Here is a 14,327-nt window from a genome sequence, read left to right as displayed (position 1 = left end):
AAATGGCGCCGTTGTCCTTGGCCGACGAAATCTTCAGACCGGTGTTGATGCGGTTCTGAACGACGCCGAGGTCTTTGTTGGTGGTGTTGAGGTTCTGCAGGGCGATCATCGCGCCCTGGTTGGTATTAACCGAATTCATGGCCATACGCGTGGTTCCTTTTCTCGGAGACCGGCGTCGTTTTGACTGCCGGAGGCATTTTGCCCGGCCGATACGAAGCAAGTGCGGGGCCACGGCAACCCGCAGGCAAGATATTGATTAAATTGCCATTTTGGCATTTACCCAGGATAAACCACGCCCCGAGAGCCCGCAAAGGGCCACGCCCGGCACTTTTTGCCCAGTATGCTCGGCATATTTTGCCGAGCGGCAGAAACGCCCCACCAGATCTCATGACCCCAAACGCAAAGCGCCGGCCACAAGGGCCGGCGCCGAAATCGAGAGCGTTGTTAACGAGTTCGGGATCAGGCCGCGGCGGAAGCGTCAGCGCGCTGAGACAGGGCCTGCATCATCATCTTGTTGATCTCGATGAGCGTGTCGAAGTTGTCCTCGCCGCGCATCACCTCGCTGGAATGACGCCCGACGAACAGGCTGAGCGAAATGATGCCCGCGCGAATCTGCGCCGGCAGCTTGTTGTCCGGCTCGGAGCAGTCCCGGGCCAGGGTCGACCACAGACGTCGATTCCAATCGATCGCGTCGATCCGAACCGCAAAATCGGTCACCGGCGCCTCGGACGCCACAATCAGCGCTCGCGTCACCTGGCCGAACAGCCGGTACTCGGCGTCCTTAGGGGCCTCAGCCCGGCTCGCCGCCTGCTGGTAAGCTCGAAGCGACATTCCCCAACCTCTCGTCTTCGTACTCGATCAACTTACGGCACAGCATGAGCGCCTTGTAGTACTCGCGCGCCATGGCGTGTTTTGAGATGGCGACGCAGTCCGTCAGCACTTCCGGATTCCGGATGACGCTCATGAACTCGGTCAGGCGTTCGGCGAATTCGTCGTAGTAACGCCCCGCCCCCCCATCATCGAGATACATCATCATCATCGGAAAATAGATGCGGCGGGCCGGCGTCGCGGCGTCCTCGGGTTGCATGATGTCCTTCTCACGAAGAACCGACGCCTTGTTCTGAAGAACCAGGGTCGTACGGCGATCGCCGTTCTGCACCACCGCGCCGTTGAGAACGAACTTCTCTCCGGGCTTCAGGGACAGCTTAAGCGGCATTCCTCGATCTCCAATAGAGGCGTGTCGCCCAACTCGCCTGCGATCAGCAGTCCGATTGGGCAAGGCTAGATGCGAGGGGTTAACCGGACCTTGCGACGCTCCTCTCGCCCCCAGGGCATTAGCAGACCGTTAAGCATGATTTTTCAAGATCGCCGCATGCGGGATCCGGGGACGGCGTAATGAGTGTGACTTCGGATCCAAAGGCCGCCGCGCGCCGCATTTCCAAGCCCTATGGCGGATTAGCCGGCGACTCGGCGTCAAGCGAGGCGGTCGGACGCCTTCAGAACGAAGTCGGCGCGCTCAAGACCGCCCACGCCGCGCTGAAGCATCTGAAGCAGGCCTTGGAGCACGTCGCCGCAAGGGATTATGCGCGTGCCCGCCTTGCCGCGCAGAAGGCCCTCGATCGCAATCCGACGCTCGTTCACGCCTGGCACCTGCTAGCGATCGCCCACGAACACCTGGGAGACTGGCCCGCGGCCCTCGAGGCCTACGAACGCGGCCTGGCGCTGGACCCCACCAATCCGCCGATCACCAACGACCTGGGCCGGCTCGCTTCCAAAATGGAGATGTACCCGCAGGCCGAGGCGCTTTTCCGCCACTACCTGGCGTTCCGGCCCTTCTCGGCGGAGAGCAGCAACAACCTCGCCAACATCCTGCGCGAACAGCTGCGCTACGACGAAGCCATCGAGGTCCTGAAGCCCGCAATCCAGGCCCATCCCGACCGCGTCATGCTCTGGAACGCCCTCGGGGTCGTCCTTGAGGAGCGAGGCGAGATGGAGCAGGCCAGCGTGTTCTACGCCGAAGCGGTGCGCCTCAATCCCGACGACAGCCGGACCCGTTACAATCACTCCAACACGCTTTTCGCCCTGGGACGGCGAGATGAAGCGATCGCCGAGTGCCGCCGGGCGATCGCCGATTCGCAGTCGCCAGAAGACCTCACCGGCATGCGCGTCGCCCTAGGGACCATGCTCCTGGCGATGGGCGAACTGGCCGAGGGCTGGGACACCTACACCGCCCGGCTCGATCCGACCTATCGCGACCCGATCCACTTCCTGACGACCCGGCCGCGCTGGGAGCCGGGCGTCGACATCGCCGGACGCCATCTCCTGCTCTTCGGCGAACAGGGTCTCGGCGACGAGATACTGTTCGCCAACCCCCTCGACGACGTCCTGGCGGCGCTCGGACCGGGCGGGCGGCTGACCCTGGCCATCACCGACCGCCTCGCGCCACTGTTCGAGCGGTCCTATCCGCGCGCCAGAATCGGTCCGCACGTCACCCACAGGCGCCTTGGAAGCCATGTCCGCAGCGCGCCGTTCGTCGAGGACTGGGCAGACGTCGATCTCTGGGCGCCGTTGGGCGAAGCCACCCGGCAGCTCCGCCGCAACGTCGACGCCTTTCCCGATCGTCCCGCCGGCTTCATGACCGCCGACCCAGAACGCGTGCGCCATTGGCGCGGGGTGCTGGCCGAACGGCCTGGGCGCCGCGTCGGCCTGCTCTGGACCAGCATGCTGGTCGACACGGCGCGCTATCGCTACTTCGCGCCATTCGAGGCTTGGGAGCCGGTGCTCAGGACCCCGGGCGTCAGCTTCGTGAACCTGCAGTATGGCGACCAGAGCGAGAGCATCGCCCGCGCCCAGCGCGACTTCGGCGTCGAGATCATCCAACCTCAAGGCATCGACCTGAAGAACGATCTGGACGACGTCGCGGCCCTGGCCTGTGCGCTGGATCTGACGGTCGGCTTCTCCAACGCCAGCTTCAATCTGGCGGCGGCGTGCGGCGCCCCGGCCTGGTTGCTGACCTCGAGCGACGCCTGGTCGCGCCTCGGAACCGATAACTATCCTTGGTACAGTCAGGTGCGGACTTTCTGGCCCGAGGCCACCTGCGACTGGACCTCGCTGATGGAGGATCTCGCCGGGGCGCTGGCCGATCATGTCGCCGCTTCGGGCGCCGCCGCCGTCGCACGCGCGGGAGCCTAGCCATGGCGATGTTCGACGAAGGTCCCGTCGGCGACGCCGCCGCCCCCGAGAAACTCGCTCGCCTGAGCGCGGAGATCGCATCAGCGACAGCCACCCGCGAAGCCCTGAAGTCCCTTCGCACCGCGCTTGAGCACGCTAACGCCGACAGGTTCGCCGAGGCGTGCACAGCCGCCGAAGAAGCCCTGATCCATGACCCAAGCTTGGTGCTGGGCTGGCACTTGCTGGGCATCGGCCGCGACAAGCTGAACCAGCGCGGTCCGGCGCTGGACGCCTATGAACGGGCTTTGTCGCTGTCGCCGGCGGACCCCGACATCGCTCACGACCTGGGCCGGCTCGCATTCAAGATGGATATGCTGCCTCAGGCCGAGGTGCTGTTCCGCCACTGCCTGAGCTTCAAGCACGGCGCGGCTGATCCGTCGAACAATCTGGGCGCCCTGCTTCGACGCCAGATGCGCTTCGACGAGGCCATCGAGGTCTTGCGCGTGGCGCTGACCGCCGAGCCGGAGTCGGCCATGCTGTGGCTGACGCTGGGCACCATCGTCGGCGACAAGGGCGACATCGACCAGGCTGAGATCTTCTACAGCGAAGCGCTGCGCCTTGAGCCCGACTACGCCAAGGCGCACTACAATCTCGCCAACATCCTCTTCACCAAGCGCCGCCACGAAGACGCCCTCAGCCACTGCCGACGGGCGATCGAACTGTCCGATGTACCTCAGGACAGCTCGATGATGCGGTTCGCGCTCTCGACGATGCTGCTCGCCCGCAGCGAACTGACCGAGGGCTGGGCCTATTATGACGCGCGGCTCGAGCCGACCTATGCCGAGCCGATCCACTTCGTCGCCAGCCGACCGCACTGGACGCCGGGCGCCGACATCGCCGGGCGCCACCTGATGCTGTTTGGCGAGCAGGGCCTGGGCGACGAGATTCTCTTCGCCAATCTCCTCGTCGACGTCCTCGCCGAGCTGGGGCCCGAGGGCCGCCTGACGGTGGCCGTCACCGACCGGCTGCTGCCGTTCTTCCAGCGCAGCTATCCGAACGTCACGTTCGGACCGCACGCCACCTTGAAGGGCGACGGCCGCGCATTCCGCGGCGCCCAATTCATCAAGGACTGGGACGACATCGACTTCTGGGCGCCGCTCGGGGCGATGTTGAAGACACATCGCGCCGCGCTCTCTCAGTTCCCGAACCGACCCGCCGGCTACATGAAGCCCGACCCGACCCGCGTGCAGTATTGGCGCGAGGCGCTTAGCGCCCTGCCCGGCGTCAAGGTCGGCGTCCTCTGGACCAGCCTGGTCATCGACTCCAGCCGTCACCTGTATTTCGCACCGTTCGACGACTGGCGCGCCGTCCTTCAGACGCCGGGGGTGACCTTCGTCAACCTGCAATACGGCGACCAGTCGCAGGCCATCGCGCACGCTCGCGAGGCGTTCGGCGTCGAAATCCACCAACCTGCTGGGATCGACCTGCGCAACGACCTGGACGACGTCGCCGCGCTGTCGGCAGCGCTGGATTTGGTCGTCGGCTTCTCCAACGCCAGCTTCAATATCGCGGCCGCCGTCGGGACCCCGGCTTGGTTGATTGCGGTTGAGACCGCCTGGACCCGGCTCGGGACTGACCACTACCCCTGGTACAGTCAGGTGCGCACCTATTCGCCTGAGCATCCCGGCGATTGGGCGCCGGTCATGGCGGCGATCTCGGCCGATCTGTCTCGGATCGCCGAGGGTGGAACGCGAGCCGCCGCGGCGGGTTGATCCGGCGACGGGCGTCCGCTGCGGACGCTCGAAGCCAGGAGGCGATCATGCCGGGCCTGCGGGAAGACGACGGCTACGACGACCAGGACAACGCCGAAACGTTCGACGAGGCCAATCTCGACGACCGCGAACAGATCGGCGAAATGCGCACCTTCGAAGAGATGCCCGACCTGTTCGACGCGACCCGCGCCTATGGCGACCGCGACGACGACGAAGGTCGCTCGCTGGATGCAGCCGACTTCGATGAGAACGAGTTCGACGACGACAGCCTGGAAGAAGACGACGAGCTCGACTATCGCGCCTCCGCCGACGACTTCGACGAGGACGACGATGAGTTCGATGACGACGAGGTCGAACCTGATTCGATCGAGGGCCTCGACGAAGTCGCGGACGCTGACCTCGTCGCCGGCGGCGAAGACGACTTCACCAACTTTCAGTCCAAGGCGCTGAGCGACGAGGATTTGCGCCGCATGGGCTATGTGGCCGGACCCGATCCGCGCGCCGAAAGGGCGCTGGAGATTGGCCTTGAAGACACCTTTCCGGCCTCTGACCCGGTTTCTGTCACTCGCCCCCGACGCTAGGGAAGGTCCGCGACCTTTTGCGACAAAGGCCGTGGGACAACGCTCAATCAGCTTGAATGTCCCGCTTGTGTCTTTAGTTTGGACCCAGGTTGAAACATTTGTTCGAAAGCGGGCGCCATACTCGCCCGTCCCAGGGAGCGCGAATGAGCCAGCGTTTTGAAGGCACCGACAATTACGTCGCCACCGAGGACCTGAAGGTCGCCGTCAACGCCGCTGTTGCGCTGGAACGGCCCCTGCTGATCAAGGGCGAACCGGGCACCGGTAAGACCGTGCTGGCCTATGAGATCGCCAAGGCGCTCGACGCCGAGCTGATCACTTGGCACATCAAGTCGACCACCAAGGCTCAGCAGGGCCTTTACGAGTACGACGCCGTGAGCCGCCTGCGCGACAGCCAGCTCGGCGACGAGCGCGTGAAGGACGTCCGCAACTACATCAAGAAGGGCAAGCTCTGGGAGGCCTTCACCTCCGATAAGCGGCCGATCCTGCTGATCGACGAGATCGACAAGGCCGACATCGAATTCCCGAACGACCTCCTTCAGGAGCTCGATCGAATGGAATTCTACGTCTACGAGACCAATGAGACGATCAAGGCGGTGGTCCGTCCGATCGTGATCATCACCTCGAACAACGAAAAGGAACTGCCGGACGCCTTCCTGCGCCGCTGCTTCTTCCACTACATCCGCTTCCCCGACGCCGACACGATGAACGAGATCGTCGAGGTCCACTATCCGGGCATCAAGCAGAAGCTCGTCGCCGAGGCGCTGCGCATCTTCTACGACATGCGCAAGGTTCCGGGCCTGAAGAAGAAGCCGTCGACCTCGGAGCTGCTCGACTGGCTGAAGCTGCTGATGGTCGAGGACATCGACGAGAACGCGCTGAAGGAAAAGGATCCGACCAAGCTGATCCCGCCCCTGCACGGCGCGCTGTTGAAGAACGAACAGGACGTCCATCTGTTCGAGCGCCTGGCCTTCCTCGCCCGCCGCGAGGGCGCCGGGAGCCGCCCGGGCCAGCAATAGGCTTACGGCGAATTCACTCGACGTTTCAAAGCGCTCCGGTCACCGTCGCCACGACATGACCGGAGCGTTTTTCGTATGAAGGCTGGATTTCTGCTCGTCGCATCGGCGCTGACGCTGACGGCCTGCAACCGCGAGGCGCCCCGCGCGCTGACCAAGCTCGACTGCCCCAGCACCGAGGGCGAACTGACGCGGATCAGTATCGCGGCGGACGGCAAGTCCTGCGTCTACCGCTCGTCCGACGGCACCGAGGTCAACCTCGAGCTGACGCCGCTGGTCGGCACGCCGCAGCAGACCCTGGCCAAGATTGAGGCTGATCTGCGCAGCACGCCCGGCCCGATGACGCCCGAAGCCGAGGCCGCCCAGGCCGAAACCGGCGCCAAGATCGCCGAAGCCGCCGCGGTCAAGGCCAACGTCGGGGCCATGGCCGCGGAGGTTGCTCGCGTCCACGCCGAAGCCGCCGCCGACGCCGGGGTCTCGACATCGGTATCGGCCAAACTCGACGACGCCGGCAGCAATCGCATCGATCTCCCCGGCATCCACGTGTCGGAAGAAGGCGACAGCGCCAACGTCCGCATCGGGCCGCTGCATGTCGACGCCGACGGCGATGACACCACGGTCAACATCTATCGTGACGTCAGGATGCGGGGCGAAGCCCTCTCGCGCGAGAAGCGCGGCCTGCGGGCCACCTTCATCTACACGGGGAAGGACCTACCCGCCGGCTACCGCTATGTCGGCTTCGAAGCCGGCGGACCGAAGAGCGGCCCCCTGACCGTGGCCAAGGTCCGCTCCAAGCTCGATACGGAATCGGGCGACAAAATCTATCACGACGTCCAGGAGCTGGTGCGCCGCAACGGCGGGGTCTGAGGCCTAGCCCGCGGCCTGTACCTCGACGACTTTGTAGGTCAGCGGCCGGCCATCCTCGTCGGTCACGGTGACATACTCGCCGACCGCGAAACGGTGCTCGCCCAGGCGATGCACCGGCTCGTCGTCCGAGGCGTCCTCGTCGTCATAATCGAAGAACCAGCGCGAGCCGCGACGCGCCAAACGGCCGTCGGCGGCGTCTTCATCCGGCGCGAAGCGACGCACCACACATTCGGAACGCGCCTTGGCGTAGGCGTCGGCGTCGAGCATGCCGTCGGGCGTGAGCGGCGCGGTCAGGGCGTAGCCTCGATGATCGTCGCCGCCGGAGAATTCGGTGCCGGGATTGCGGGCGAGCCGCATCACGATGCGCGACAGGGTCATGTCCTGAACCTCTAGCTCTAGTGGGAAAGGAAGAGCGACGGCTGGTCAGCCGACAGCAGGGTGCGAGTGGTGCCGCCGAAGATGAACTCCTGCAGCCGGGGGTGGCCGAAGGCGCCGGCGACCAGAATTCCCGCCCCAGCCTTGCTGGCCGCATAGAGCAGCAGGGGCGCTGCGTCGCCGCTGTCGGGCAGGATGTCGACGTCCGCCTTCACGCCGCGCGCGGCGTAGTAGGCCTGCAGCCGCGCCGGATCAAAGCTGCGCGAGGTCGCTTTCGGCGCCGCCAGGATGACGACGTGCTTCGACTTTTCCAGCAGCGGCAGAGCCAGCCGCGCGGCGCGCGAGGCCTCCTTGCCGCCGTCCCAGGCCACCGCGATCGGGCCGCCGACCGCGAAGCCGTCGCGCGCGACCAGCACCGGGCGCTGCTCGTCGGCGACCATCTGCTGGAACGCCTCGGCCAGGGGCCCGCGCCCGCGAGCGGAATCATTGTTGAACACGACCACGTCAGACAGCCGGCTCTCAGCCGAAAGGCCGGCCCAAACCGGGGTCTGCAGGGCGATGAACCGCCCCTTGGCGTATGAGGTCGCAGCCATCGCGGCGCGAGCGTTCTTCTCGCCGGCGACGGCGGCCTCCTTCAGCGATTCCAGCGCCGTGGTCTGCACGCCGCCCAGGAACCCCTCGCCCATCCAGGGCATCACGTCGGCGACGTCCGCGGGCGTGTAGACGCCCGCCAGCTCGGCGCCGAACGGCTCGGCGAGTTTGGCCGCGGCGGCTATCACGGCTTTGTCGCCTTCTCCACCTGACAAGGGCGCCATGATCCTAGCCCAGCTCATCGCAGTTCCTTTCTCGACCCGGCCCTGCCCGCCATCTGGAGCCTCAATCGCACGCCGCGCATTGATCTTTGGCAAGTCCTGGGTCAGTTCACGACCTTGACCATGGAAGGAACGCATCGGTGACGAAAGGGCTGCGTACATCGCGCAAGGAACCGCGCGCCTGGCAGCGGATGCTTTCAGGGCGCAGGCTGGACCTGCTGGACCCCTCGCCGATGGACATCGAGATCGAGGACATCGCCCACGGCCTGGCTCGCGTCGCCCGCTGGAACGGCCAGACCACCGGCGAGCATGCGTTCTCGGTCGCCCAGCACTCGGTGGTGGTCGAGGAGATCTGCGCGCACATCCAGCCGGACCTCGATCCACGCTGGCGGCTGGCGGCTTTGCTGCACGATGCGTCGGAGTACGTGATCGGGGACATGATCAGTCCGTTCAAGGCGGCCCTGGGCGTGGATTATAAGAAATTCGAGGAGCGGCTGGAGACGGCGATCCACGTCCGCTTCGGCATCCCGGCCAAGGCCCCGGTCCCGATCAAGAAGCTGATCAAGCAGGCCGACCGCGCCTGCGCGTTCTTCGAGGCCACCCAGCTGGCCGGCTTCACCCACGCCGAGGCGCTGGAGTTCTTCGGCGCCCCGCCCCTCGGCTACGAACTCACGATCGACCCGTTGCCGCCGGCGCAGGCGCAAAGCCGTTACATTCAGCGTTACAATGTGCTGTCCGAGGCGGCGGGATTCGCGTCCGCCTCGGCCGACGCCGCCTTCGACACCGAGTAGCGCAATGACCCTGATTGTCTGCGGACTGGCCGAGGTGCCCGCGATCATCGCGGCCCGCGCCCCGTCGCACATGATCACCCTGCTGGACTCCGCCAGCATGATCGACACCCCGGCCGGCCTGCCGGCCGACCGCCACCTGCGCCTGTCGGTCAACGACATCGCCGAGCCGATGGAAGGCCTGATCCTGCCCAGCGCCGACCTCGTCCACCGACTGCTGGCCTTCGGCCGCGCCTGGGACGCCCGCGCCCCGATGATCGTCCACTGCTGGGCCGGGATCAGCCGCTCCAGCGCCAGCGCCTTCATCCTGGCCTGCGACCGTAGCCCCGACACCGCCGAGCACCTGATCGCCATGCGGATGCGACGGGCGGCCAAGCACGCCTATCCCAACCGCAAGATCATCGCCCTGGCCGACGACATCCTTGGCCGCCGCGGCCGCATGGTCGACGCGGTCGAGGCGATGGGCGACTACGAGTACAGCGGCTACGGCGTGCCCTTCGACTTCGCGGCCGCCCACTGATGGAGCCAGCCGCCGTCGTCATCGGACTGTCGGCCGTGGTCGTGGCCGTGCGCGACGGCGACGCCGTGGTGCTGACCGTGCGCCGCGAAGGCCAGCTGGCCAGCCTGCCCTTCGGCCCGTTCGATCCCGACGCCCACCGCACCTTCGAGCTGGCCCTCCGCGCCTTCGTGACCGCCCAGACCCGGTTCGACCTCGGCTATGTCGAGCAGCTCTACACCTTCGGCGACCGCGGCCGCGACGCGCCGCTGGCCGACATGGGGCAAGGCTCGAGCGCCGCCCGCGTGCTGTCGGTCGGCTACCTGGCCCTGACCCCGACCCCGGTCGACACCACGGGCCCCGACACCGCCTGGGCCGACTGGACGCGGTTCTTCCCTTACGAGGACTGGCGCGAGGGCCGGCCCGAAGCCCTCGACGTCCTCGAGCCGGCGCTGCGCCGCTGGGCCGGCGGGCGCATCGAGAAGCTGGCCCGCGCGCGGCTGGCCTTCGCCCTGGACGGGGCCCCCTGGAACGAGGAGCGGGTGCTGGAGCGCTACGAGTTGCTCTACGAGGCGGGCCTGGCCCCCGAGGCCGCCCGTGACCGCGCCGAGGCGCCGGGCGCCCGTTCCGAGGCCCTGGCCGCGGCGGTCGGCGAGCCGATGGCCTCCGACCACCGGCGGATCCTGGCCACCGCCCTCTCCCGCCTGCGCGGCAAGCTCAAGTACCGCCCGGTGGTCTTCGAGCTGATGCCCGACGCCTTCACGCTCTCGGCCCTGCAGCGGGCGGTGGAGGCGATCGCCGGGGTGCCGCTGCACAAGCAGAACTTCCGCCGCGCCCTGGAGCGGGCCGAACTGGTCGAAGGCCTGGGCCGGGTCGACTCCGAGACCGGCGGCCGCCCGGCCGAGCTGTTCCGCTTCCGCCGCGAGGCGCTCAGCGCCCGCCCCGTCTCGGGCCTGGCGCTGCCGCTGCTGCGGGACTGACGGCGCGCCTCACCAGTTGCGCTTGAACGTCACCGTCAGCGTCGCCCCATTGCCGGGCACCCGGCTAGTGTTGCTGCTGCTGCGGAGCAGCTGGCTGTAGACCGGCAGGTACTGGGTGTTGAGCAGGTTCTCGACGCCGACTGTGACAGTGTCCTGGTCGGTCAGGCGATACTTCGCGATGAGGTCCAGCAGCGTATAGCTCTTCACCTCGCGACGACCGAAGCTCGCGACCCCGTTCAGGCGATAGTCGCGGTTGTCCGAATAGAGCCCCTGCAGACGCACGTCCCAGCGGTCGGACGGCGCATAGACGACATAGCCGGTGAGCTTCAGCGGCGGGATCCGATAACCGGTCTGGTTCTGCCAGGCGCTGGCCGTCGCCGCCTTTTCCCGGCCGCGCAGATAGGTGGCGCTGCCGCCGAACCGCACCGCATCGCCCAGTTCCCCGACGTCGAACGAGGCTTCGAGCCCGTTGATGCGTTCGGCCGTGCGCAGGAGGATCAGGCCGTTGTTGAAGCTCTGGACGTCGCCGAGGTCGGAGGTGGTGCGGAACACCGCGAGCGCGCCGTCGACCACGCCGAACCGCCCGCGCCAGCCGGCTTCGTAGCTGTCGATGGTCACCGGCTGCAGGTCGGAGTTGTCGATGTTGAAGCCGGCGCCGGCGTTGCGCAGCTGCAGCCCGATGTCGGGCAGCTGGAAGCCCTGCGAGAACGAGGCGTAGAGCTCGTGGCCTTCGACCGGGGCCAGCACCGCCCCGACATTGTAGGTCCAGGCGTCGTAGCTGATCGTGCCGCCCTGCACCGCCACCGGCGCCGGCGCGCGCGACTGCGAGAGCGGCGTGAAGGTGTCGAACGTAGCCTCGGCGCGGTCGTACCGGACGCCGCCCTCCAGCGAGAGCCGATCGTTGAAGCGGTGCTGCACCTGAACGAAGGCGCCCGCGGTGTCAGTGGTCAGCTCGGGCATGTAGATCAGCCCGCCGATCCGCCGGAAGACCAAGCCGCCGCTGGCGTCGTAGGCGGCCGGGTCGAACACGTCGAGCGGCATGTCGCTGATTTCGCGGGCCAGGTCGCCGCCCCACGACACCGAGGTGTTGGGGCCGAGGGGCGTCTCGACCGTCAGGCGCGCGCCGAAGGTCTCGCTGTTCTGGTAGACCTGATCGACGTTGCGGCCACGGGTGGCGACGCCACGCGCGTCGAACGGCGTGAAGCGGACGAAGAGTTCGCGGTAGTAGGCCAGAGCGTCGACGCGGCTGCCCATGACGTCGGTGTTGGTGTAGCCGGCCGTCGCCACCGTGTTGCGAACCTGGTTCTGGTCGGCCAGCACCAGCCCCTTCAGCGGCCGGGCGATGGCCGTGCCCGGCGGCAGGCGGCCGATCGCCGGATCGGCGGCGTAGTCGGTGTCCTGGTCGGCGCGGTAGTAGCTGAGCGAGCCGCGTAGGTAGCCGGTCTCGCCGATCTGGCGGCCAAGCTTGCCGCCGATGCTCCAGACGTCGCTGTCGATCAAGTCGCCCTGGCTGGGCTCCGGCGCGCGGCGGTCTCCGTGAGCATCAAAGCCCGCCCCGATGCGCTGGTAGCCGCCGTTGAGCGCGAAATCGATCCCGCCGGCGGAGCCGGAGACGAACTGCTGGATCCGCCCGCCGAGGCTGTCGCTGGTCAGGTTGGAAAGCGAGGCTGTGCCGGCGACCGTGGTTTCGATCCGCGTCGGCCCGCCAGCCGGACGGGTGTTGATCGAGATGATGCCGCCGGTCGCGCCGCTGCCGTAGATCGCGCTGCCGCCGCGCAGGACCTCGACGCGCTCGATGTCGCTCGGATCGACGCTGATCAGATTCCGCGAGCTGTCGCGGTTGGTGTTGTAGGGCACGCCGTCGACCAGCACGAGCGCGCCGCGCCCGCGGAGCGTCTGGCCATAGTCGGTCATGGTCCGGCTGGAATCGGCCAGGCCCGGGACGGCCTTGGCCAGGATGGTCGAGAGCGTGTCCGACGCGGCCCGGCCATCCTCGATCTCCTCGCGATCCAGGCGGGTGATCTGGTGGGTCGGCGGTGTGAGCTGGACGGTCGTGCGCTGGGCGGTGACGACGATCTCGCTGACGTTCACGGCCGCCTCCTCCGCCACGGCCGGCGACGCGAGGATGGCGGCGAAGGTCGCCAGACTGGCCGGAGCGGCCAGCAGATTGAGCTTGAAGGTCACGAACGCCCCACGGAACTAGAACTGGGGCGGTGCATAGTCGCAAACGCGAGCCAATTGCAAGACGACGCCAAACCAGCAGGCCACCCTGGGGTTTTGTGCGGGCCAATCCTAGGTTGGGCATGACCCGGCGGGCTCGACCGCGCCCTCTCCCGCCGGCGCCCATCTAATCAATGTTCAGTTTCCCCTTGAAGCCCGCGCCGATCTGCTCACTATGCTTCGAAACAAAGGTATGGGGAGTAACGCCGATGACCGATCAACATGGCGACCAGCGTGTCTGGAGCATCGTTGAAACCTCCGCCTTCGACCCCGTCGCGCGGGTCAGCCCGCACGAGCGGCTGAAGGATCTGCGCGAGCAGTGCCCGGTGCACCGCGACGAGCCGGTGAAGACCTGGTTTCTGACCCGCTACGACGACGTGCGCGAGACCGTCAACGACCGCAGCCTGTGGCGCCACTGGAGCCGCTCGGAGGAAGGCGCGCTGCTGCGCCGGATGGACCGCGATCCTGACGCCCCGCGGCTGGACAGCATCCTGTCGCTGGACGAGCCCGACCACAGCCGCGTGCGGCTGCCGGTGGCCAAGGCCTTCTACGCGCGGATCAACGCCATGAAGCCGCAGATCGAGGCGATCATCGACGAGGTGATCGACGCGGCGCCGCACGGGCAGCCCTTCGACCTGATCGGCGACGTCGCCATCCCGATCCCGATCCTGGTCATCGCCACCATCCTCGGCGTCGAGCGCGAGCGGTTCCGCGAGTTCCGCGAGTGGTCGGAGGCCTCGATCCTCGGCCTCAACCCGCTGCGCACGCCCGAAGAAACCGAGAAGATGGAGTGGGGTTCGGGCAAGCTGACCGAGTACTTCTCGCACCTGATGGAGCAGCGGCGGGCAGCGCCCCAGGACGACCTGATCAGCGACATGGTCAAGCTCCAGGCCGAGGGCGCGCCGCTGTCGGACGACGAGATCCGGGTCAATCTCTCGGCCCTGCTGATCGGCGGCAACCTGACCACCACCGACCTGATCGGCAACGGCGTCTGGCTGCTGCTGAACCACCCGGCCGAACTGGCCAAGCTGAAGGCCGACCCGAGCCTGGCGGCCGCCACGGTCGAGGAGATCCTGCGCTATGAATCGCCGGTCGGGATCACCAACCGCGTCATGTCCGAGGAGCGCGAGGTCGGCGGCTGTCCGATGCACGTCCACCAGTCGGTGATCACCTCGCTGCACGCCGCCAACCGCGACCCGGACGTGTTCGAGGACCCCGACCGCTTCGACATCACCCGCAAGCACGTGCCGCA

At 67.1% G+C, this 14,327-nt stretch carries 14 protein-coding genes and 1 pseudogene; 9 read left to right on the top strand and 6 right to left on the bottom strand.

Annotated elements, in window-relative coordinates; all coding sequences use genetic code 11:
- The 3 genes and pseudogenes from C0481_RS21685 to flbT all read right to left on the bottom strand — a co-directional run.
- Positions 1-145: pseudogene (locus C0481_RS21685) on the bottom strand (flagellin); the annotation flags it as partial.
- A 314-nt stretch (positions 146-459) separates the two neighbouring features.
- The gene (flaF, locus tag C0481_RS21680) at positions 460-831 is read right to left on the bottom strand and encodes a flagellar biosynthesis regulator FlaF (protein WP_293407819.1); all 372 of its coding nucleotides are present in this window, start codon (positions 829-831) and stop codon (positions 460-462) included.
- Positions 791-1,216, bottom strand: coding sequence for a flagellar biosynthesis repressor FlbT (gene flbT, locus C0481_RS21675; RefSeq protein ID WP_293407818.1), 426 nt, complete (start codon positions 1,214-1,216; stop codon positions 791-793). Before flbT ends, flaF begins: the two co-directional genes overlap by 41 nt.
- Before the next feature lie 179 nt (positions 1,217-1,395).
- Here flbT and C0481_RS21670 point away from each other — a divergent pair, with 179 nt between their 5' ends.
- The 5 genes from C0481_RS21670 to C0481_RS21650 all read left to right on the top strand — a co-directional run bounded on the left by C0481_RS21670 (position 1,396) and on the right by C0481_RS21650 (position 7,404).
- Complete coding sequence (locus tag C0481_RS21670; RefSeq protein ID WP_293407817.1) at positions 1,396-3,192, top strand: tetratricopeptide repeat protein; 1,797 nt, start codon at positions 1,396-1,398, stop codon at positions 3,190-3,192.
- A 2-nt stretch (positions 3,193-3,194) separates the two neighbouring features.
- Positions 3,195-4,943, top strand: coding sequence for a tetratricopeptide repeat protein (locus C0481_RS21665; RefSeq protein ID WP_293407815.1), 1,749 nt, complete (start codon positions 3,195-3,197; stop codon positions 4,941-4,943).
- A gap of 47 nt (positions 4,944-4,990) precedes the next feature.
- A complete protein-coding gene (locus C0481_RS21660; RefSeq protein WP_293407814.1) occupies positions 4,991-5,524 on the top strand; it encodes a hypothetical protein in 534 nt (177 codons plus the stop codon).
- Between the two features lie 143 nt (positions 5,525-5,667).
- Positions 5,668-6,540 (top strand): MoxR family ATPase, encoded by an 873-nt coding sequence (locus C0481_RS21655; protein ID WP_183769737.1) that lies wholly within the window; start codon positions 5,668-5,670, stop codon positions 6,538-6,540.
- Between the two features lie 75 nt (positions 6,541-6,615).
- Complete coding sequence (locus tag C0481_RS21650) at positions 6,616-7,404, top strand: hypothetical protein (RefSeq protein WP_293407812.1); 789 nt, start codon at positions 6,616-6,618, stop codon at positions 7,402-7,404.
- A gap of 3 nt (positions 7,405-7,407) precedes the next feature.
- On the opposite strand, the gene C0481_RS21645 is transcribed toward C0481_RS21650, so the two are convergent.
- Positions 7,408-7,782: a hypothetical protein gene (locus tag C0481_RS21645; protein WP_293407811.1), complete on the bottom strand. Its 375-nt coding sequence runs from the start codon at positions 7,780-7,782 to the stop codon at positions 7,408-7,410.
- Positions 7,783-7,799: 17 nt separating this feature from the next.
- Entirely contained in the window at positions 7,800-8,612 is an 813-nt protein-coding gene (locus tag C0481_RS21640) for a universal stress protein (protein ID WP_293407810.1), read from the bottom strand.
- A gap of 170 nt (positions 8,613-8,782) precedes the next feature.
- Between C0481_RS21640 and C0481_RS21635 the strand changes: the two genes are divergently transcribed.
- Genes C0481_RS21635 through C0481_RS21625 form a run of 3 tightly spaced genes read left to right on the top strand, consistent with a single transcriptional unit; the run spans position 8,783 to position 10,855 of the window.
- A complete protein-coding gene (locus C0481_RS21635) occupies positions 8,783-9,382 on the top strand; it encodes an HD family hydrolase (protein ID WP_293407820.1) in 600 nt (199 codons plus the stop codon).
- A 4-nt stretch (positions 9,383-9,386) separates the two neighbouring features.
- A complete protein-coding gene (locus C0481_RS21630) occupies positions 9,387-9,899 on the top strand; it encodes a hypothetical protein (protein WP_293407809.1) in 513 nt (170 codons plus the stop codon).
- The gene (locus C0481_RS21625; RefSeq protein WP_293407808.1) at positions 9,899-10,855 is read left to right on the top strand and encodes an NAD regulator; all 957 of its coding nucleotides are present in this window, start codon (positions 9,899-9,901) and stop codon (positions 10,853-10,855) included. The genes C0481_RS21630 and C0481_RS21625 overlap by 1 nt, the downstream gene beginning before the upstream one ends.
- A 9-nt stretch (positions 10,856-10,864) precedes the next feature.
- Here the strand turns inward: C0481_RS21625 and C0481_RS21620 are convergent, their stop codons facing one another.
- Positions 10,865-13,039 (bottom strand): TonB-dependent receptor, encoded by a 2,175-nt coding sequence (locus C0481_RS21620; RefSeq protein ID WP_293407807.1) that lies wholly within the window; start codon positions 13,037-13,039, stop codon positions 10,865-10,867.
- A gap of 245 nt (positions 13,040-13,284) precedes the next feature.
- On the opposite strand from C0481_RS21620, the gene C0481_RS21615 reads away from it, so the two are divergent.
- Positions 13,285-14,327 (top strand): cytochrome P450 (locus tag C0481_RS21615; RefSeq protein ID WP_293407806.1); only part of this gene is annotated, 1,043 nt, incomplete at its 3' end.

The organism is Phenylobacterium sp. (genome assembly GCF_013822795.1).
In the GTDB taxonomy this organism is placed as follows: Bacteria; Pseudomonadota; Alphaproteobacteria; order Caulobacterales; family Caulobacteraceae; genus Phenylobacterium.
The sequence above is the reverse complement of the archived record's forward strand: the minus strand, read 5'-3'. Positions and strand labels throughout refer to the sequence as shown.